The 18,102-nt window shown below is 43.2% G+C and carries 16 protein-coding genes; 4 read left to right on the forward strand and 12 right to left on the reverse strand.

Translation table 11 applies throughout. The annotated features are described in order from the left end of the window. Window positions 1-5: 5 nt before the first annotated feature. Window positions 6-1,421 carry a chromosomal replication initiator protein DnaA gene (gene dnaA / locus Q8M62_RS06225; RefSeq protein ID WP_304900868.1) on the reverse strand — a complete coding sequence of 472 codons (1,416 nt, stop codon included), beginning with the start codon at window positions 1,419-1,421 and terminating at the stop codon, window positions 6-8. Window positions 1,422-1,793: 372 nt separating this feature from the next. On the opposite strand from dnaA, the gene Q8M62_RS06230 reads away from it, so the two are divergent. Beyond that, window positions 1,794-3,188 carry a methylmalonyl-CoA mutase family protein gene (locus Q8M62_RS06230; protein WP_304900867.1) on the forward strand — a complete coding sequence of 465 codons (1,395 nt, stop codon included), beginning with the start codon at window positions 1,794-1,796 and terminating at the stop codon, window positions 3,186-3,188. Next, window positions 3,185-5,305 (forward strand): methylmalonyl-CoA mutase, encoded by a 2,121-nt coding sequence (gene scpA, locus Q8M62_RS06235; RefSeq protein ID WP_304900866.1) that lies wholly within the window; start codon window positions 3,185-3,187, stop codon window positions 5,303-5,305. Before Q8M62_RS06230 ends, scpA begins: the two co-directional genes overlap by 4 nt. On the opposite strand, the gene Q8M62_RS06240 is transcribed toward scpA, so the two are convergent. From Q8M62_RS06240 to Q8M62_RS06260, 5 genes are read right to left on the reverse strand one after another with little or no spacing between them, the layout of a single operon-like run. Then, complete coding sequence (locus tag Q8M62_RS06240) at window positions 5,206-5,625, reverse strand: hypothetical protein (RefSeq protein WP_370690555.1); 420 nt, start codon at window positions 5,623-5,625, stop codon at window positions 5,206-5,208. The two genes, scpA and Q8M62_RS06240, sit on opposite strands and share 100 nt — an antisense overlap. Then, entirely contained in the window at window positions 5,622-6,944 is a 1,323-nt protein-coding gene (locus Q8M62_RS06245) for an acyclic terpene utilization AtuA family protein (RefSeq protein ID WP_304900865.1), read from the reverse strand. Before Q8M62_RS06245 ends, Q8M62_RS06240 begins: the two co-directional genes overlap by 4 nt. Before the next feature lies 1 nt (window position 6,945). After that, the gene (locus tag Q8M62_RS06250; RefSeq protein WP_304900864.1) at window positions 6,946-8,232 is read right to left on the reverse strand and encodes a CitMHS family transporter; all 1,287 of its coding nucleotides are present in this window, start codon (window positions 8,230-8,232) and stop codon (window positions 6,946-6,948) included. A gap of 3 nt (window positions 8,233-8,235) precedes the next feature. Beyond that, on the reverse strand, window positions 8,236-9,774 hold the full coding sequence (locus Q8M62_RS06255; RefSeq protein ID WP_304900863.1) for a carboxylesterase/lipase family protein: 1,539 nt from the start codon (window positions 9,772-9,774) through the stop codon (window positions 8,236-8,238). 3 nt (window positions 9,775-9,777) lie between these two features. Further along, window positions 9,778-10,482 (reverse strand): NUDIX domain-containing protein, encoded by a 705-nt coding sequence (locus Q8M62_RS06260; protein ID WP_304900862.1) that lies wholly within the window; start codon window positions 10,480-10,482, stop codon window positions 9,778-9,780. Between the two features lie 99 nt (window positions 10,483-10,581). Here Q8M62_RS06260 and Q8M62_RS06265 point away from each other — a divergent pair, with 99 nt between their 5' ends. Further along, window positions 10,582-12,216, forward strand: coding sequence for a carboxylesterase/lipase family protein (locus Q8M62_RS06265; protein WP_304900861.1), 1,635 nt, complete (start codon window positions 10,582-10,584; stop codon window positions 12,214-12,216). Between the two features lie 55 nt (window positions 12,217-12,271). Here the strand turns inward: Q8M62_RS06265 and Q8M62_RS06270 are convergent, their stop codons facing one another. The 5 genes from Q8M62_RS06270 to Q8M62_RS06290 form a co-directional block, all read right to left on the reverse strand. Then, window positions 12,272-13,051 carry a DUF2490 domain-containing protein gene (locus Q8M62_RS06270; protein ID WP_304900860.1) on the reverse strand — a complete coding sequence of 260 codons (780 nt, stop codon included), beginning with the start codon at window positions 13,049-13,051 and terminating at the stop codon, window positions 12,272-12,274. A 58-nt stretch (window positions 13,052-13,109) separates the two neighbouring features. After that, window positions 13,110-13,487 (reverse strand): hypothetical protein, encoded by a 378-nt coding sequence (locus Q8M62_RS06275; RefSeq protein ID WP_304900859.1) that lies wholly within the window; start codon window positions 13,485-13,487, stop codon window positions 13,110-13,112. A gap of 51 nt (window positions 13,488-13,538) precedes the next feature. Further along, on the reverse strand, window positions 13,539-15,230 hold the full coding sequence (locus Q8M62_RS06280) for an amidohydrolase (protein ID WP_304900858.1): 1,692 nt from the start codon (window positions 15,228-15,230) through the stop codon (window positions 13,539-13,541). Window positions 15,231-15,303: 73 nt separating this feature from the next. Continuing rightward, window positions 15,304-15,576: a DUF4242 domain-containing protein gene (locus tag Q8M62_RS06285; protein WP_092729945.1), complete on the reverse strand. Its 273-nt coding sequence runs from the start codon at window positions 15,574-15,576 to the stop codon at window positions 15,304-15,306. A gap of 136 nt (window positions 15,577-15,712) precedes the next feature. Then, the gene (locus tag Q8M62_RS06290; protein WP_304900857.1) at window positions 15,713-16,159 is read right to left on the reverse strand and encodes a DUF4440 domain-containing protein; all 447 of its coding nucleotides are present in this window, start codon (window positions 16,157-16,159) and stop codon (window positions 15,713-15,715) included. Between the two features lie 300 nt (window positions 16,160-16,459). Here Q8M62_RS06290 and Q8M62_RS06295 point away from each other — a divergent pair, with 300 nt between their 5' ends. After that, window positions 16,460-17,593 (forward strand): ATP-binding protein, encoded by a 1,134-nt coding sequence (locus Q8M62_RS06295; protein ID WP_304900856.1) that lies wholly within the window; start codon window positions 16,460-16,462, stop codon window positions 17,591-17,593. Window positions 17,594-17,767: 174 nt separating this feature from the next. On the opposite strand, the gene Q8M62_RS06300 is transcribed toward Q8M62_RS06295, so the two are convergent. Beyond that, complete coding sequence (locus Q8M62_RS06300) at window positions 17,768-18,091, reverse strand: 2Fe-2S iron-sulfur cluster-binding protein (protein ID WP_304900855.1); 324 nt, start codon at window positions 18,089-18,091, stop codon at window positions 17,768-17,770. Between the last annotated feature and the right edge of the window lie 11 nt (window positions 18,092-18,102).

Here is an 18,102-nt window from a genome sequence, read left to right on the forward strand (position 1 = left end):
TGAGATCAATACGATCTCATTTTGAATTTCTTTTTGAGCTCATTGACCGAGTTTTTGAAGCTCGAGTCGGTCTCAATCATATCATTTACCGTCTGTACCGCGTGAATTACCGTACTGTGATCGCGACCACCAAAGTGGTACCCGATAGACTTGAGGGAGTGATTGGTGAATTCCTTGGAAAAATACATCGCCACCTGTCTGGCAATAACAATCTCTTTCTTACGGGTTTTGGCTTTGAGGTCATCAAGATGAATACCGAAATATTCGGAAACTGACTTTTGGATAAAGTCAATTCCTACTTCTGTTTCAATATCTTTTATGAAGTTTTTGATCACAGTTTTTGCCAGTTCCAGGCTGATTTCAACCCGGTTGAGTGAAGCATGTGCAATCAGGGAAATTAAAATCCCTTCCAATTCACGGACATTGGTGTCTACCGAATAAGCTAAGTATTCCACCACTTCATCCGGGATGAAAATTCCCTCAGATTCCATTTTGCGTCGAATGATGGCCACGCGGGTCTCGAAATCAGGCATTTGCAAATCCGCAGTCAGCCCCCACTTAAACCGGGAAAGTAATCGCTCTTCCAAGCCTTTCAGATCTCTGGGAGGACAATCTGAAGTCATGATGATCTGCTTCTTATTCTGATGGAGGTGATTGAAAATGTGGAAAAACATCTCCTGTGTACGATCCTTCCCAGCCAAGAACTGAATGTCATCGATGATCAGCACATCCACCTGCATGTAAAAATTGGTGAAGCTTTTTACATTGCCATCCTTGATGGAATCCATGAACTGGTTCACGAATTTTTCTGAAGAAACATAAAGCACAAACTTGTCTTCTGGGCCGTTTTTGATCTCGTTTCCAATGGCCTGAACCAAGTGGGTTTTTCCCAACCCAACTCCACCATAGACCATCAAAGGGTTGAAGGATGTAATTCCCGGCTTAGTAGCCACTGCAAAGCCCGCAGACCTGGCAAGCCGGTTGCAATCACCCTCAATGTAAGTACTGAAAGAGTAGGTCGGGTTCAGATTGCTTTGGGTAAGCATGTCTGCATTCAGGGATTGCATTTCAAAAGGAGTCCTTACCTCAGCCTGCGGATTCGGCTTTTTGCCCGAGGTATTACCCTGCGGGAAAGAAACCACATAGGGTTGATTATTAGAATTCCCTTTGTCCACCACCACTGCATATTCCAAACGTCCATTTTGGCCTAGCGTACTTTTGATGGCAAGCTTGAGGACTTGTACATAGTTGTCCTCCAGCCATTCGTAGAAAAATTGACTTGGAACTTGAATTGTCAAGCTGGAACCCTCCAATTTGACTGGATTGATTGGTTTAAACCAAGTCGAAAAGCTCTGCTCGTTTACGTGTTGTTCTATCACACGCAAACACTCATTCCATACGGCGCTAGCTTCCAAACTCATTTAGAAAAGTATTAGATTGTATTCTTGGATTTCCCGGCGATTGCAAGGGGACCAAATTTGTGGAAAATTAACTTAAATAAAAAATCGAATTAAGCTTGAAAAAGTCAATTTTTGTAGATTTTGTACAGGCTTCAGAATTATATTTTGCTTGTGGATTAAAATTTGACACTTTCACAAATCCAAGTTTGAATTTTTGATATTTTTCTATTGTGTAAATAGTGAAAGCATTTTCTATAACACTATTAATTGACAGTTAGGCATTTAGAATTTGAGGCCTACGAATCTCTTTACTTATGCATTTCTTTCTGGCAATTCACTCGTCATTCCTTATTTTTGAACTTGTCCTAAATCAGGAACTGACCCAATCCAAATATGACCCAAGATCTTTTTTACGACTTTCCTCCCTCAAGCAAAGAAGCTTGGAAAAATCAGGCTGCCAAAGATTTGAGAGGACAGGATTTTGATCAAGCCTTGAAATCCCTGCTTTGGGAGAAAATACAAATTCAACCTTTCTATACCCGGGAGGATGTATTGGATCTCCCAAGATTGCCTGAAAATAGCTTTGAAGACAAACCGTTTTTACAGGATTTTTCTGCCAGGTCCTGGTCCAATTTTTTAGCTGTTTATCCAAGTACACCGATTCAGGAAATTATGGATTTCCTTGAAAATGGAGGAGAAGGGTTGGTTTTGCATTTGAAGGGAGATGAAAACCTAAATGAGCTTTTGAAAGATGTGATTCCGGATTACATCAGTATCATGTTAAAACCCCTTGGCGATCCAGCCCAAGTTTTAGAGCACTTTATGACTTGGGTACATGAGATGGGGGTGGAGGAATCTGGGCTTACCGGGGGCTTGCTTTGGTCACCCATTGATATGCTTTTTGAGCAAGGTAAAAGTTGGGAAGAGGCTATCTCAGCTTTTAGAAGAGTTTTTTCTTGTTTCCCCAATGAGCGCTGTTTTCATGCATGTATGTTCAATTTTAGCAGATATGCTGATGCCGGTGCCTCTGGTTTGGATGAGCTGATTTTTGGATTCGGAGAAATCATAGAGCTCATCGACAAATCGGGGATTGACCCAATAACTATTTTCGAAAAAAGCGGATTTTATACTTCGGTTGGAGATTTGCATTTCCCCGAAATCGCCAAACTTAAAACAATTCGTTTTTTTTACGCCGAGCTTGCCCTGCAATATAATGTGGAGTTGAGGCTGGAAAACACCTGTATTTTTGCGCAAACTTCCGGTTGGTCCAAATCTACGCTCGATTCAAATACAAATCTTATTCGGCAAACCTATGAAGCAATGGCTTCAATTTTAGGCGGAGCAAATGGTCTGTGGGTGCGTCCTATTTCCGGACAAAAAGCCACTGAATTGGAGCTTCGTGTCGCCAGAAATGTTTCATTTATTTTAAATTATGAATCGTATTTCGGCAAGGTTGGTGATCCTGCCGCAGGATCTTATTACTTGGACACGCTGATAACTCAACTCATGGATGAAGTGAAAAGCGGGCTTCAGGAATTAGAAAAAAATGGAGGCTGGCTTGTTGCTTTTGAGTCCAGAATGCTTCACAAAAAAATCAGAGAACATCGACAGAAACAACAAAATTCGATCCTTTCCGGGGAGATTTCCAAGATTGGAGTAAACAAATATCCCGCCTCAGATTCCTTGAAAAATAACCTGGAATTTTCTCCGATTTTGGAGAAAGAATATGAACTGAAGCCAAGCCGGGCTTCTTATCTGGTGGAACTTCAAAACCAAACTGGAGCATGAGACCTGACTTTGACAATTGGAAGAATAGGAAACAGACTTCTCCTGACGAAGAGGTTTCCTCTGTTTGGGAGTCGCCGGAGCAGATTTCGATCCCGGATCGCTTTGATACTCAAAATATAGGCTTGATTCCTCATTTAGAATTTGTAGCTGGAATCCCCCCATTTCTCCGAGGGCCCTACAGCACGATGTATGTTCAGCGCCCTTGGACGATCCGTCAGTATGCAGGCTTTTCCACCGCTGAGGAATCCAACTCCTTCTATCGGAAAAATCTTGCAGGAGGACAAAAAGGGCTTTCTGTTGCCTTTGATTTGGCAACTCATCGTGGCTATGATTCTGACCACCCTCGTGTTCAGGGTGATGTGGGCAAAGCCGGGGTTGCGATTGATACTGTCGAAGACATGAAACTTCTTTTTGACCAGATTCCGCTGGACCAAATGTCAGTTTCTATGACGATGAATGGTGCTGTGATTCCGATTTTGGCATTTTTCATTGTAGCGGCCGAAGAACAGGGAGTTATGCCTGCACAACTTTCCGGCACGATTCAGAATGATATTCTGAAGGAGTTTATGGTACGAAATACCTACATCTATCCACCGCAGCCCAGCATGAAGTTGATTGCGGATATTTTTGAGTTTACTTCCCAAAAGATGCCTAAATTCAATTCGATCTCAATCTCAGGCTACCACATGCAGGAGGCAGGTGCTACAGCTGATTTGGAGTTAGCCTACACGCTTGCCGACGGTTTGGAATACCTCAGAACAGGAATTAAAGCGGGATTGGATATTGATGATTTTGCACCAAGGCTTTCTTTCTTTTGGGCAATAGGCATGAATTACTTTATGGAGATTGCCAAGCTGCGAGCAGGTCGCCTTATTTGGGCGAAGATTGTGAAGCAGTTTAATCCCAAAGACCCAAAATCACTCGCGCTGCGAACGCATTGTCAGACATCGGGATGGTCCCTGACAGAGCAGGATCCATTTAATAACGTGACCCGTACAGCCATAGAAGCTTTGGCCGCTGTCATGGGCCATACCCAGTCGCTTCACACCAATTCCTTGGATGAGGCAATCGCTTTGCCCACTGATTTCTCGGCAAGAATCGCGAGGAATACACAATTGGTTTTACAAGAGGAAACGGGGATCACCCAAGTTGTAGATCCTTGGGGAGGTTCTTATTATGTAGAATACCTTACCGATCAGCTGGTCCAAAAAGCCTGGAAATTGATCGAGGAAGTGGAGGAATTGGGAGGGATGGCAAAAGCGATTGAAACAGGTCTTCCAAAACTCCGAATCGAAGAGGCTGCTGCCAAAAAGCAAGCTCGCATAGACAGCGGTCGTGACATAATCGTAGGAGTTAACCGGTATCAGATCAAAGAAGAAAGCCAAATTGAAGTGCGAGATGTGGATAATCAGGTCGTGAGAGATTCACAAATTGCCCGATTGAAAGCTGTGAAATCCGCTCGAAATTCCCAAGAGGTTGAAAAAAGTCTGGAAATCATCACTCAGGCGGCTAAAACAGGAGAGGGTAATTTACTCGCCCTGGCGGTAGAAGCAGCGCGAAAAAGAGCTACTTTAGGCGAAATCTCCGATGCGATGGAAAAAGTATTTGGGCGACACAAAGCCCAGACACAAACGATCTCCGGAGTATATGCGGCAGAAGTGAAAGACCAGAATTCATTTAAAAAAGCTCAGGAATTATCCGACCGTTTTGCGGAACTTGAAGGCCGTCGTCCTCGTATCCTCGTTGCTAAAATGGGGCAGGACGGACATGACCGTGGTGCCAAAGTTATAGCAACTGGTTTTGCGGATTTGGGATTTGACGTGGACATCGGGCCACTTTTTCAGACACCTCGGGAAGTAGCCGAGCAGGCGATTGAAAATGATGTGCATATCGTAGGAGCATCTTCTCTGGCAGCTGGTCATAAGACTTTGGTTCCTCAGCTGATTCAGGCCCTGAGAGAACTTGGGCGTCCTGATATCATGGTGGTTGCGGGTGGTGTCATACCACAAAAAGATTATCAATTCCTTTTTGATTCAGGAGTATCGGCAGTTTTTGGACCGGGGACGGTGCTATCGGAGGCTGCGATTGAAGTATTGGAAAAGTTGATGAAGGAGTAAAGCCCAATAGAATCATCAATTTCCATTTCCAGCAAGGCATAACTCAAGCTTTTTCCATGAGCGTCTAAGGCAAGAGATGTGGTTACACCACTTGTCAATGCTTCAAAGCAGGTAAATTGAAGTGCTTTCAGTTCGGGCAAAACGTGGCGGATGATTTCACCTTTAACTTGGTGTCGGAAGTGAGCTTTTACTTTTTCAACTGAGACTTCTTTGACCAACAAGTTGAAATCACTCTCTTGGAATGGAATCAGGGAAAGAATTAGGGTGTTTCCCTTGTCTCCTGCTCGACTATGGGCGATTTCGCAAAGTTTCTGACTCATGATTCCAGGACTTGAATACTTGAATTGACATTGTTTCGGTCCATCAGAATTGAAACTACCCCTATAACTTCATGGGTGTATTTTCTGGCTCCGCCACCTCCTGCCGGACCGTTGGTGTAGAGCGCTTCTATTTCTTCGCCGACAAGTTGGGCGAATGATCTGTCTTTTGTTTTACCGGCTATCCGAAGGCGTATTTCGTAAGGCACCGAATTTTTGGAAAGTTCCTGACCATGCATTGAACTCAAGCCAATATAATCTACCCTAAATTCCTCAAACCTGTCCCCGATTCGCTTTTCAATAATTTCGGCTGCGAGTTTAGCCCGTTCAATGGCGTGTGCCCCGGCATAAGAGATTTCTCCCTCACCAATGAATCCAGCCTCGTAGCCAACACTGACTTTAAGGGTTTTGGGCATTGCCTTCCCGGAACCTCCCTCTACCCGGATTTCGTCTTTATTTTGCCCGGAAAATTTGACACTTGTGAAATCCGCTATTACATCTGGGGTAAAGTAATTTCCAGGATCGATTACCTCATAGAGCAGCTGCTCCTTCGCCGTCTGGACCGTGATGGACCCACCGGTACCACTTACTTTTGATATAATGGCTGAACCATCACTGAAGATATCCACAAAAGGATGTCCGAGAATATGCATGTCGGGAATAGGCTTGCTCACGGGATCGGCAAAATAACCTCCGGTAATCTGCCCAGCACACTCCAATAAATGTCCGATCACGGTTCCTTTTCCCATCAGCTCAAAATCCGATGTACTCCAATTCAATTCATGAATCATCGGAGCCAAAAACAAGGAGGGATCTGCAACTCTCCCCGTCAGAATGATATTGGCATCGGTTTTCAAAGCAGGTAGAATCGCATCGACTCCGAGATAAGCATTGGCAGAAACTAAATTCCCATAGGATTGGAGGGGTTCGCTTCCTTCCATAGAAAGCTCCGTACCGGAAATCCTGTCAAAAACATCATCTCCGAGAACTACCGCTACTTTTAATTTCAAACCTAGTTTTTGGGCGATATCGATTATTTTTTCAGCACCTGCCAGAGGATTTGCCGCACCCATATTGGTGATTAAGCGGGTCTTGTTTTTGAGCAAAAGCGGAAGCAAGCCTACAATCCGGCGCTCCAAAAGAACATCGTATCCGGCCTTTGGATCTTGTTTTTTTCGCTTTTGTGCCAAAGCAATCGTCCGTTCAGCAAGGCACTCTAATACCAGATAATCCAGGTTTCCTTTTTCGGTAAGGATCATAGCAGGCTCAATTCGATCTCCCGAAAATCCCGCACCACAACCGATTCTTAGTTTTTCTTGCATGTCATACTGAAATAATCCCCATTAAGACTGATACAGTCAATATTACCAAAGTCACCAAAAATGCCAGTGGGATGGTTTTTTTCTGATGATCTCCCAAATCAACGCCGGCAAGCCCGATTAAAAGAAAGGTGGCACCAGTCAGTGGGCTTACCGGAAATCCGGTGGTCATCTGACCCATAATTGCAGCCTGACCTACCTCCAAAGCACTTACTTGGAAGTGTCCTGCGGTGGAAGCCAAAAGTGGCAGGATTCCAAAATAAAATGAATCGGGATCAAACAGCATGCTCGCAGGCATTGCCAATAGGCCAGTGATCAAGGGTAACTGTGCTCCCAATTGCGCTGGCATTAAAGTCTCGACTTTTGCTGCCATGGCATCCATCATTCCTGTGCCCTTGATAATTCCTGTAAAACAACCAGCGGCAAAAAGGATACTTGCCATCAGCATAGCTTCCTTTGCATGAGCGTCTATGCGGGTTTTCTGGTCTTCAATTTTTGGAAAATTGATCAGCATAGCAATAGCAAAGGCTACCATGAATATGACATACGGCGGGGCCCATCCTAAAATTAAGACGGTGATTGCCAGTATAATCAAGAAAATGTTAATCCAGAAGAGCTTGGGCATTTCAAGATCATTGGATAGTTGAAGGTCCACCTTATCAACAGGAAGAACAACTGCACCGATTCTGTTTTTTTCACTTTTCCCCAAGAAAAATGCAATAAGCAATACAGTGGCAAGCCCAAAAAGAAAAGGTATAAAAATTGGGTTGAACAGCTCGGTGACTGAAACATTCAAGGCTGTGGCAGCACGAATGGTAGGTCCACCCCAAGGGAGAATGTTCATGGTGCCGGCAGCCAAAGCCACAATGCAGGCTAGGTTTAGACGCTTCATTCCCAATTGATCATAAACAGGAACCATCGCGGGAACTACCACCAAGAAGGTGACAGCTCCCGAACCGTCCAAATGAACTAGCATGGCCAAAATAGCTGTGGATAAGGCAATTTTTATTGGGTCATTCCCGGCAATTTTCAGCAGGTGATGAATGATAGGCCGGAAAGTACCTGCATCCAGTAATATCCCAAAAAATAAAATAGCAAAAACAAACATGACTCCTGTAGGAGCAATTGACTGGATACCATCACCGATCATCACCGGAAGTTCAATGACTTTTCCGGCGGCAATTCCAGTCAGTATCGGAACCAAAATTAAGGCAATTACTGGCGATGCCTTTTTGGTAATGACAAGATAAAGAAGCAGCAATATGGTGACGAGACCGAGGGTAGCCAGCATTAGTTATTTGTTTAGGCTTTCCATAAACTTCATCTGCTCCCAAAAAGGTAAGGCTCTTAATTTGACATCCGTACCAAGCTCTATGACCAAGGGGTTTTCCGGATCGAAAACAGGCCAATTAGGGAGGTTATCACCATTAGGATTGCCTGTTTTCACAAAATTCACCCAATAGTCCGACATGGTTTTCTCCAACTCATAATCTGCCTTCTCAAAAGGACGATTCCAATTTCTTAAAGTGTGGAGTGCATAACTGAACTCCGCAGAATGGAAGGCTCCGAAATTGGGTTCGCCGGGTGGAACACGCGTGAAATAGTAAAGATAGGCGTCGTTTTGTCCTTTTTCGGTTTGCATTTTTGCCCAAGTATAATTCTGAAAGCCAAAGCCTAAAACTCCGATAGTTTTTAGGGTCTCTTCCAGTTCTACTTCATTTCCCGACGGAAAAAGTTGCAAGTATTCACCAGCCCGACCTCCATATTGCTTTTTGGCATTCTGTTTAAATTCTTCCGGTGAGGTCGGTTGATTTCCGGAAACTCTGTCATCGGCGTTCCATCCCGTCAAAAGTGGAACATCAGAAAATTTACCTTCTTCAAATGCTTTTCTCACACTTGGAAGAACCTTTCCATCGAATACAGGGCCGAATCTTCCGGGAATTTTGATGAGGCTGTCAGGAGAGATTTTCCTTAGATCAGCAAGTGATAATTTCATTTGATCTGTAAGTTCTTTTCCCCTTTCTTCTGCCCCTTTAATCCCAGAAACCAAGCCATTATTTCTTGTAAATATTCCTCCACTTTGGGCGATTGCTTTGTGGAAAAGTCCTTTCGCTTTAGGCGAAACCACCAGGGCGTTGACACTAAAAGCGCCGGCGGATTGACCAGCTATAGTGACATTTTTAGGATCTCCACCGAATGCTGCAATGTTCTTTTTTACCCATTCTAAAGCTGCAATCTGATCCAAAATCCCATAGTTTCCAGAGGTCTGATCCGGATTTTCGGCGCTGAGTTCTGGATGTGCTAAAAAGCCTAAAATGCCTACCCGGTAATTAATGGTCACGACGACGATCCCTTTTTTTGCCAGATCTTCTCCATCATAAAGTGGAACAGTGCTTCCGCCCGATCCAAAACCACCCCCATAGATCCACACCATCACCGGACGCTTTTCGTCTGATTTTTCTGCTGCTGTCCACACATTGAGGTAGAGGCAATCTTCCGAAATCGGCTCGGCTGGTATCAAAAATTCAGATGACCAGGCAAAAAATGGAACAGGAGGATTTTGCATCGGAGAAGGAGGATTTTCTGTGCAGGTTTTAATCCCTTCCCATGGCTGTACGGGTTGAGGAGCTTTCCAGCGTAAATCTCCAAGGGGTGGTGCCGCAAAGGGAATTCCTTTAAAGATTTTGATCTGACCGCTTGAGTCCAATTTCCCTGATATCAAGCCACCTTCCGTAGCTACAGAATTGATCGATAAGCTGGATGAGGTTTCTTTTTTTTCGCAGGAAAAAAGAAGGATACCAACCACAAGGAAAGGTAAAAGTCTATATTTCATGGTTTAGCGGGTTTTAAAGCTGTAGAGATAAGGAGCTTTGTGGCTTTTGCCGGTAAAGAGTTTTTCGTGCCGGTCGAGAATATCCATGCTGAGCATTTTTCGCTGAAAACTGGTACGGCGGAGTTTTTCGCCCAAAATCGCTTCATAGACAGCCTGGAGTTCATTCATGGTAAAGCGGTCAGGGAGGAGATTGCCGCCGATCAGTTTCCGGTCCAGGTTTTCTCGAAGGGTTTGAAGTGCTTTTTGGACAATTTGCCCATGATCAAAAATTAATTCCGGAAGTTGCTCGATCTCATACCAATCAATGGAATCGGATATTGCGTCGGGTTGTAAAGTCACTTTTTCGTGGTCGATGAGTGCATAATAGGCGATCGAGAAAAATCGATCCAACATCCAATATTCAGGTGGTACGGAATAGTCGTTGGCTTCCAAAATTCGCTTCATTACCTCTGGCTTAAATCGGTTGACTTCCCCAAACGTATGAAACTGCTCCAGGTAAATTTCTTTTAATCCGGTACGCTCAAATAAGCCACGCTTAACGGCATCTTCCAGGTTTTCGGTTTTTCCTATAAATCCTCCGGGAAGCGCATGCCAACCCGTAGCGTGGTATTCCATAAGGAGAATTTTGAGTTTGCCCCTCGAAAAACCAAAGACTACAGAATCGTAAGCAAGGTGGGGAATAAACTGGGAGAGTTCAGGAAGTGGCATATCGGGACTTAATTCTGGTCCAAGTAACTAGGTTTTTTCGGCAGAACCAAGTATTATTGTCTCATAATGATACAATAGAAATCAAAAACACATCATTTTATGAAACTGACGATAGCCTGTTGTGCGATTTTCTTTTTTGGTTTTCTTCCTGTCTACGCTCAAAGTAATAATTCCATGCCTGTCCAGATTATACTGAAAAATGGAATTATCGAAGGTAATTACGACGTGACCAATGGAATTTCGACCTATTTTGGGATTCCTTTTGCCAAGCCTCCAGTAGGAGAATTACGCTGGAGGGCTCCAATACCGGCAGATAAATGGATAGGGGTTAAGGAAACCAAGAAATTTAGCGCTAGACCTGTTCAAGGGCTGGTTTTTGGGGATATGAACTCTTTTTCTGACGGAGTTTCTGAGGATTGCCTTTATTTAAATGTCTGGACACCAGCCAAGCGAAATTCTAAGGATTTACCTGTTTTGGTGTATTTCTACGGTGGGGGATTTGTGGCGGGAGATGCTTCCGAACCGCGATATAATGGAGAATCCATGGCGAAGGAGGGAGTTGTTGTAGTTACTGTCAATTATCGTTTGGGGATTTTTGGGTTTTTAGCCCATCCTGAACTCAGCGCTGAAACATCTTATAAAGGTTCGGGTAATTATGGCTTGCTTGATCAGACTTTAGCGCTTCAATGGGTGAAAGATAATATTGCCGCATTCGGAGGTAATCCCAATCAAGTGACAATCGCAGGTGAATCTGCGGGTTCTATTTCAGTCTCATATCAAATGGCCTCCCCACTTGCAAAAAATCTCATTCATGGGGCAATTGGCGAAAGCGGCGCAGGAATTAATCCAACTTTAGCTCCTGTAGGTCTCGCTGAAGCCGAAAAAACCGGCAAGGAGTTTATCGAATTGGCGGGATATACGACCATCTCGGAATTGAGAAAGATGTCTGCCAAGGATGTATTTGAAATCTATCAGGAGTCCAAAAGATTCGGTTTTCCTGTGGTGATTGACAATTACTTTTTACCCAAATCTCTTCCTGAAATCTTCAGGGCGGGAGAACAAGCTCAGGTTCCTTTACTTTTGGGCTGGAATTCGGCTGAGATTCCCGGACAGGCTTTTATGCAGGGTCAACCCTATACTAAACAGGCATTCATTGCCAAAGTTAAGGAAACTTATTCCAGTGATTGGGAGCAAGTATTGATGCTTCATCCACACGAAACCGCCGAAGAAGTTGAATATGCCGCGACGGATTTAGCCTCTGACCGATTTATATCCTACAGTACATGGAAGTGGTTTGACTTGCACAGAAATCACAGCAAGCAAGCGGTATATCGCTATTTGTTTAGCAAACTTTCACCGCCTTTGGTAGACAAAAGCTTAACAGCCGGATTGGCTGGAGGTACGGTAAGGAGTGAGAATCCTATCCCGGCACCAAAGCAAATCGGAGCCCGCCATGCTGCGGAGATCGAATATGCAATGGCTAATCTGCATTTAGTTAAAGAATTCCAATGGAGTCAGGAGGATTTTAAAGTCTCCAATACGATGTTTAACTATTTTACTAATTTTGTGAAAAGTGGTAATCCAAATGGGGGGGAGCTTCCTGCTTGGTCCGCTGCTAAATCAGGAGAATCTAATCCTCCGGTGATGGTAATTGATACCGAATCCAAAGAAATCAAAGCGACAAATGATATCCGTTATCAGTTCCACGATCGGTTTTATAGAAACAGCAATTGACAGGTGTTGCTTACTCCATTAGCAGATTTAAACTTAACACCCTTTTCTGTTAATTCTAAAAGGCCGGCATTTCGGCCTTTTTTTTATTTTTTGTAAAATCCAGCGTATGCCTTAGGTAGGTACGGAAAATATGTTGATCCAAAAATCCTCCTGAATTTCTGGTTTGATGCCAGTATACATACCCTAGCTCCAATTGGATATTCCGGGACAATTCCAGACTTAAGTCTGCACTTATCCTGTTTTGATCAAAAGTAAATTTAGAATAATCCCCACCAATCATTCCCATTATTTCTTCGGCCAGTTTGAGGTTTAATGTCTTTTCTCCCCAGGGTTTAGCCAATAAAATGCTTGCCTGGAGTCGATATCGGCTCCGATAAGCCCGAAAGAAGAAGCCATCAAGAAGCACTGTGTGATTTGAATCGAAATTTTGGAAAAAGCGGATTTCTCCACGAAATCGTTGGTCGAGAGTGAGTTTGCGTAGTTTTGTTTTAAGGCTTATATCCAAGTGAGGGCGGATCTCAGGCCAATTAATATCATCGTTTTCAAGTTCCCCGATTTTATGGTGAAGGAAAAGACTAAGCCCTGTGGAGGCGTCGAGATTCTTGCCTAAATTCCTGTGAAATCGGGTACGTACCATGAACTGATTCTGTTGGATGGGTCTTACTAGATGTCGTTCCTGCAATTCAGTGACGTTGTGCCACTTTTGGGAAAGCGGAATTGTAAAGAAATACCCATACCATACAGCTTGCTCCTTGATCGATTGACCAAAGGATAGAAGGCCAAGGTTGATAAAACAGAACGTAAGGAAAAGTGAAAATTTAAATTTTATGCTCATTCTCAGGGAGGATGGGCAAAAGTAAATAAAACCCTATAAAATCTATAGGGTAATTTATTTAATTTCCTGTAAATATTGGCTTTCCACTTTCACACACAACACCCCGAGGTTCTGCCACCAAGGCGCAATCAGAAACGATATTATTTTTTTTGTTATACTCCGCTTGCAGCTTTGTGTATTGTGTTACCAAATCCAAAAAACGGGATTCGACACTTTGATGGTAAGCGATGTAACGTGTAGGACCACCACAGGCTTTGCTTCCCATTGGGGTGATCTTCCATTCTGCAGAATTCGTGCATGAAACAGATTCTGACAAGGCCACAATTTCATTGTATAGTTCCTGGATTTCTTCAAGTTCATAGGTTTTGGATTTATCATCAAAAAGCTCGCATGAACTCAAGAACGAAACAGCAATTAAAATCACAAATCTTTTCATTGTTATAGGGTTTTGTCATTTAATACGATGGAAAGAAAAAAAATGCTACAGTTATTTTCTTTCGAATATCACTTTGCCATCGATAATTGTTGTTTTTACCTTCACTTCATGGATTTTCATCGGGTCTATAGTAAAAAGATCCTCAGATAAAACAATAAAGTCAGCCAAGTAACCTTCTCTGATCAGACCTTTTTGGTTTTCTTCAAATGAAGAAAAGGCACCTTGGGAGGTATAGGCTTTCAAAGCCTCATATATGCTGATTTTTTCTTTAGGAATCCAAGCGCTCTCCGGAAAACCGAAAGGATCGCGTCGGTTGACAGCCACATGAATGCCTCGGATAGGATCCAGGCTTATGCATGCAGGCCAGTCAGAACTAAAGACGAGTTTTGCACCACTGCTCAAAATCGAATTCCAAGCAAAGGACCAAGGTATCCGCTCCTCACCGATTGCTTTAGACCAGACACCCACCGTGGCAGGGTCTGCATGAATGGGTTGCATACTGGCTACTATCCCAGATGCTGCGAATCGCGGAATATCATCCGGAGATAAGGTTTCGATGTGCTCAATGCGATGCCTTCTTTCCCGGAAGGAATTCTCCTGTACTGCCTTTTCATAAGCGGAAAAGACCTCTCTCACTCCCCGGTCTCCGATGGCATGCGTGTAAAGACGGAAGCCTTTAGCATCTAATTCCTTAACCAAGTTCTGATACTTTACAGAGGAAATGTTGAGCATGCCAAGGGCTAGTTCGTCATCGGGTAATAGGTCGGAATAGTGGTCGAGCATCGCTGCGGTGTGTGATTCGATCACTCCATCGATCATAAACTTGATGGCATCGGCACGTATCCATGGATTTTTAGCCCCAAGACTATCTTTTAGAAAATTGAATCGTGTCAGTTCTTCAGCTGTAGATTTTTCTCCCACCGAAAAAGCGGCAGCATAGCGGACATTCAGTTCTCCTTTTTTCATCAAATCAAGATAGAGCTTCAATTCCTCTTCACTTCCGCTGGCATTCTGAATGCTGGTGATTCCAAGGGAAGCTGCGAGTTCCATCCCCTTTTTGAGGGCATTCATTTTGTCATCGTAGCTGGGTTCCGGCACTAAGTCTCCGACCAATCCCATAGCGCCTTCTTTGAGTGCGCCCGTTGGATTTCCTTTGGAATCTTTTACCACTTCGCCAAAGCCTTCAAAAACTGAGGAAGAAGTGATTCCTGCCAGTTCCAATGCTTTTGGGTTGGCATACGCGCTGTGTCCGTCATAGGCACGGAGGAAAATCGGTTTACCGATATCCAAAGCTTTCATGCTCTGATGATCCGGTAAGCCTGAACTGTAGTAGGTATATTGCCAGCCTCGGCCAGTGATCCAGTCTTTTTCGGGATTTTTTTCAATAAACGCTTCCGTAATGGAAATGACTTGCTCCAGAGAAGTGGTTGCTAATAAATCCACTTGGGTTAAACCCAGTGAACCTCCAAGAAAATGAATATGGGCATCGTTAAAGCCGGCAGTGACAAGCTTGCCATGTAGATCGATAATTTCTGTGCTCGACCCGGCAAGTTCCAAAATCGATTTTGAATCGCCGATTTTTGAGATGGTGTTTCCTGAAATTGCCACAGCTTCCGCAAAGGTGTCCGGTCCTTCTCCGGTCCAGATTTTGCCATTGGCAAGGATTAGAGTGGGTGGATCAGTTTGGGATTTGCAATTCCAAAATAAGAGTGGGATTAGCGTAAAAAGGAAAAGGATTCGCATGGACTAAAAGGTGGTATGGTTTTGAATTACTCAAAAAGTATGGGACTCCCACACTTTTTGAGTAAAAATAAAATTATTCGGCCGTGACAGGATCTATCATTGTTTTGACTTCCGCAACGGAATTGGAAGGAAATCCACCTTGTCTGGCATGTTCTCTTATCATTTTTTCATTTGGGGCAATGTATACGCAGTAAATTTTATCCCCGGTGACATAGCTGTGAAGCCATTGAATCTCCGGACCCATTTTGCTTAGCACACCACAGGAGGTCTGTGATATACCTTTCAATTGCGCAGCGCTGAGATTTCCCGCTCCGGGGATTTCTCGCTCGATGACATACTTTGGCATATTAGAGGGATTTTGGGAATACCTACTCGTCAGGCTTTTCGGTTTCGCCCCGTTTTTTTAAGTGGTTTCTGGTTTCCACTTTATTGGATATCCGAATTTATATAATTAAAAATCAATAAGTTAAAAGTTTATGATTCTAGTTTCCTCCTGTAGGGTTCATATTTCGGATAGCTGTGATTTTCCACTGGTTTTTCTGAAAAAGTACTGTAAAACTACTCCACATGTTTCGCTTGGTCCCATTGGGACTTTCAATGGTATAGCGGCAGTCTACCAAGGCGATTTCTTCCGATAGAAACTTGATTTTTTCCACTTTAAGCCTACGACTTCCAGGATTGGATTGGGTGCTGCTTTGCATTCCTTTGAGAGACTCTGCTATTCCAATTCTCCATTCTCCGCTTGATACCAATTGGTCAATGTCTTCGGTCAAAATACGTTTGAGTAAAACAGTATCCTGCGTTTCTCTTGCTTGAGAATATTGGTCGATCAGTTGGTTAATTTTGACTGCATCTTCTTTTTGTCCTGTTGTGATTTGGGAGAAAACCAGATTGGGGATAAAAAACAGAAAGAGGAGTAGGGTTTTCATTTTATATAAATTGAGCGAGAGGTAAGTTAATAAAAAATCAGTGGAAGTTTTTGAGGTCGTTTTTCTCCGTTTCCATGTGTTAGAATACAAAATTGAAAAGAACTCAGAGGCTTAAAATAAATACTTATCGTTATAAAAAAAGTAAATCAGCCTACATAAACAGCGTAATTAATGTAAATTAGGCTGGCTAGACGTTGTAATTAATGTAAATTAGGCGGTTTTATTAACTTAATTTACGTAAATTGCGCCGGTCAAAGAAATTATTTCCTTGATTATTTGTCAAAATTGACCCTTAGAATTATGGAAATCCCAAGATTTGTCGCAAAAAAGATCCTAAGCCAGATCGGAAAACAGAAAGTTCTCATGCTTTACGGAAGCCGTAGAACAGGGAAAACAACGATCATTGAGGAGATTCAGCGGCAGTATGAAAGTCAAACTTTATTTTTATTGGGAGAGGATGCTCAAGTAGCAGAAGTACTGCAAAACCGAACCGTTGCAAATTATAAGCAACTGATTGGTGAAAATAAGTTGGTGATCATCGATGAAGCACAGGCAGTTTCCAACATTGGGAAAATCCTAAAACTCATGATTGATTCCATTCCAGGAATCACCATCATTGCGACAGGTAGTAGTAGTTTGGATTTGGTAAATGATGCAGGCGAACCTTTAGTAGGAAGGCAACTTGTTCATCAGCTTTTTCCGCTGGCTCAAGTCGAATTTTCTAAAAAAGAAAATATGCTGGAAAGTCTTGGTCAATTAGAAACACGACTGATTTATGGAGGATATCCGGAGTTAACTCAGTTGCCTAGTTTGGAAGAGAAGGAAGAGTACCTTAAATCTTTGATCAATTCCTACTTGCTTAAAGATCTCTTGGCACTCACCAATATCAAAGGGGCAGATGTGCTCTTTCGCCTTCTGAAATTACTGGCATTTCAGGTGGGCAGCCAAGTCAGTACAGTTGAGTTGGGGAATAGTTTACAGTTGAATAAGGAGACGGTGGATCGATATTTGGATTTGCTTTCAAAAGTATTTGTCATTTTTCCGCTTTCAGGTTTCAGTCAAAATCTCAGAAAAGAAGTCAGCAAGTCTAAAAAGTGGTATTTCTACGACAATGGAATTCGTAATGCCTTAATCAACAATTTCAGCCCGATCAGTTTTAGAAATGATTTGGGTCAGCTATGGGAGCAGTGGATGATTATCGAGCGAATGAAGTTTAATTCCTCAAAGAATTACTTTCCTCAGTATTATTTCTGGAGAACCTATGACGGTCAGGAGATTGATTTGTTGGAAGTCAACAGTCAACAGGAGATTCAGGGCTTGGAATTTAAGTGGGGAAATAAAAAGTCCAAAGTTCCGGTAGCTTTTGCCAAAGGATATCCTGAAGCCAAATGGGATCTGGTGACTAAGGCAGATTTCTGGGTGTGGGTGAGTTAAGCTTCTCGCCTCTAAAATCTTGATACTAGTGTCTTACTACCTGACACTAAGTGTTGATTTTATCGTATAGCAGTTTGAAATCAAAAAACCACCCGTCTCCGAGTGGTTTCTTCAATCTTGTTTCTTGTCTCTCGTTCTAAGTCTTGATACTAATGTCTAGCTACTTGATACTTTTCAAACCACATCTTCCCCTCTCAGCTTCACCACAGCTCCTTCGAGGATTTCTCCGATTCGGATTTGGCAGGCTAGTCGGGAAGTAGGATAATATTCCGGCAGGTTTTCGAGTTGGTCGAGTTCTACGTCAGTAGCATCTCCCAAACCGTCTTTTCCCTCCAAAATCTCAACATGGCAAGTTGCACAAAGTGCCATTCCACCGCAGGTGGCCAACACAGGATATTCGGAAGCCTTTAGGATTTCCATTAGGCTGAATCCCATGTCATCAGGTGCTTCGACTTCCTGTCTGTTGCCGTCGTGGTCTTCTACGGTAAATTTGATCATGGCTGGGGTGG

Source organism: Algoriphagus sp. (assembly GCF_030694375.1).
GTDB lineage: Bacteria > Bacteroidota > Bacteroidia > Cytophagales > Cyclobacteriaceae > Algoriphagus.

Coding starts and splice junctions, on each gene's coding strand:
- Q8M62_RS06260 (WP_304900862.1), bottom strand. CDS start 10,482: ATGCCACTTCCTGAACTCTCCCAGTTTATTCCCCACCTTGCTTACGAT.
- scpA (WP_304900866.1), top strand. CDS start 3,185: ATGAGACCTGACTTTGACAATTGGAAGAATAGGAAACAGACTTCTCCT.
- Q8M62_RS06255 (WP_304900863.1), bottom strand. CDS start 9,774: ATGAAATATAGACTTTTACCTTTCCTTGTGGTTGGTATCCTTCTTTTT.
- dnaA (WP_304900868.1), bottom strand. CDS start 1,421: ATGAGTTTGGAAGCTAGCGCCGTATGGAATGAGTGTTTGCGTGTGATA.
- Q8M62_RS06240 (WP_370690555.1), bottom strand. CDS start 5,625: ATGAGTCAGAAACTTTGCGAAATCGCCCATAGTCGAGCAGGAGACAAG.
- Q8M62_RS06300 (WP_304900855.1), bottom strand. CDS start 18,091: ATGATCAAATTTACCGTAGAAGACCACGACGGCAACAGACAGGAAGTC.
- Q8M62_RS06295 (WP_304900856.1), top strand. CDS start 16,460: ATGGAAATCCCAAGATTTGTCGCAAAAAAGATCCTAAGCCAGATCGGA.
- Q8M62_RS06265 (WP_304900861.1), top strand. CDS start 10,582: ATGAAACTGACGATAGCCTGTTGTGCGATTTTCTTTTTTGGTTTTCTT.
- Q8M62_RS06275 (WP_304900859.1), bottom strand. CDS start 13,487: ATGAAAAGATTTGTGATTTTAATTGCTGTTTCGTTCTTGAGTTCATGC.
- Q8M62_RS06285 (WP_092729945.1), bottom strand. CDS start 15,576: ATGCCAAAGTATGTCATCGAGCGAGAAATCCCCGGAGCGGGAAATCTC.
- Q8M62_RS06250 (WP_304900864.1), bottom strand. CDS start 8,232: ATGCTGGCTACCCTCGGTCTCGTCACCATATTGCTGCTTCTTTATCTT.
- Q8M62_RS06290 (WP_304900857.1), bottom strand. CDS start 16,159: ATGAAAACCCTACTCCTCTTTCTGTTTTTTATCCCCAATCTGGTTTTC.
- Q8M62_RS06230 (WP_304900867.1), top strand. CDS start 1,794: ATGACCCAAGATCTTTTTTACGACTTTCCTCCCTCAAGCAAAGAAGCT.
- Q8M62_RS06245 (WP_304900865.1), bottom strand. CDS start 6,944: ATGCAAGAAAAACTAAGAATCGGTTGTGGTGCGGGATTTTCGGGAGAT.
- Q8M62_RS06280 (WP_304900858.1), bottom strand. CDS start 15,230: ATGCGAATCCTTTTCCTTTTTACGCTAATCCCACTCTTATTTTGGAAT.
- Q8M62_RS06270 (WP_304900860.1), bottom strand. CDS start 13,051: ATGAGCATAAAATTTAAATTTTCACTTTTCCTTACGTTCTGTTTTATC.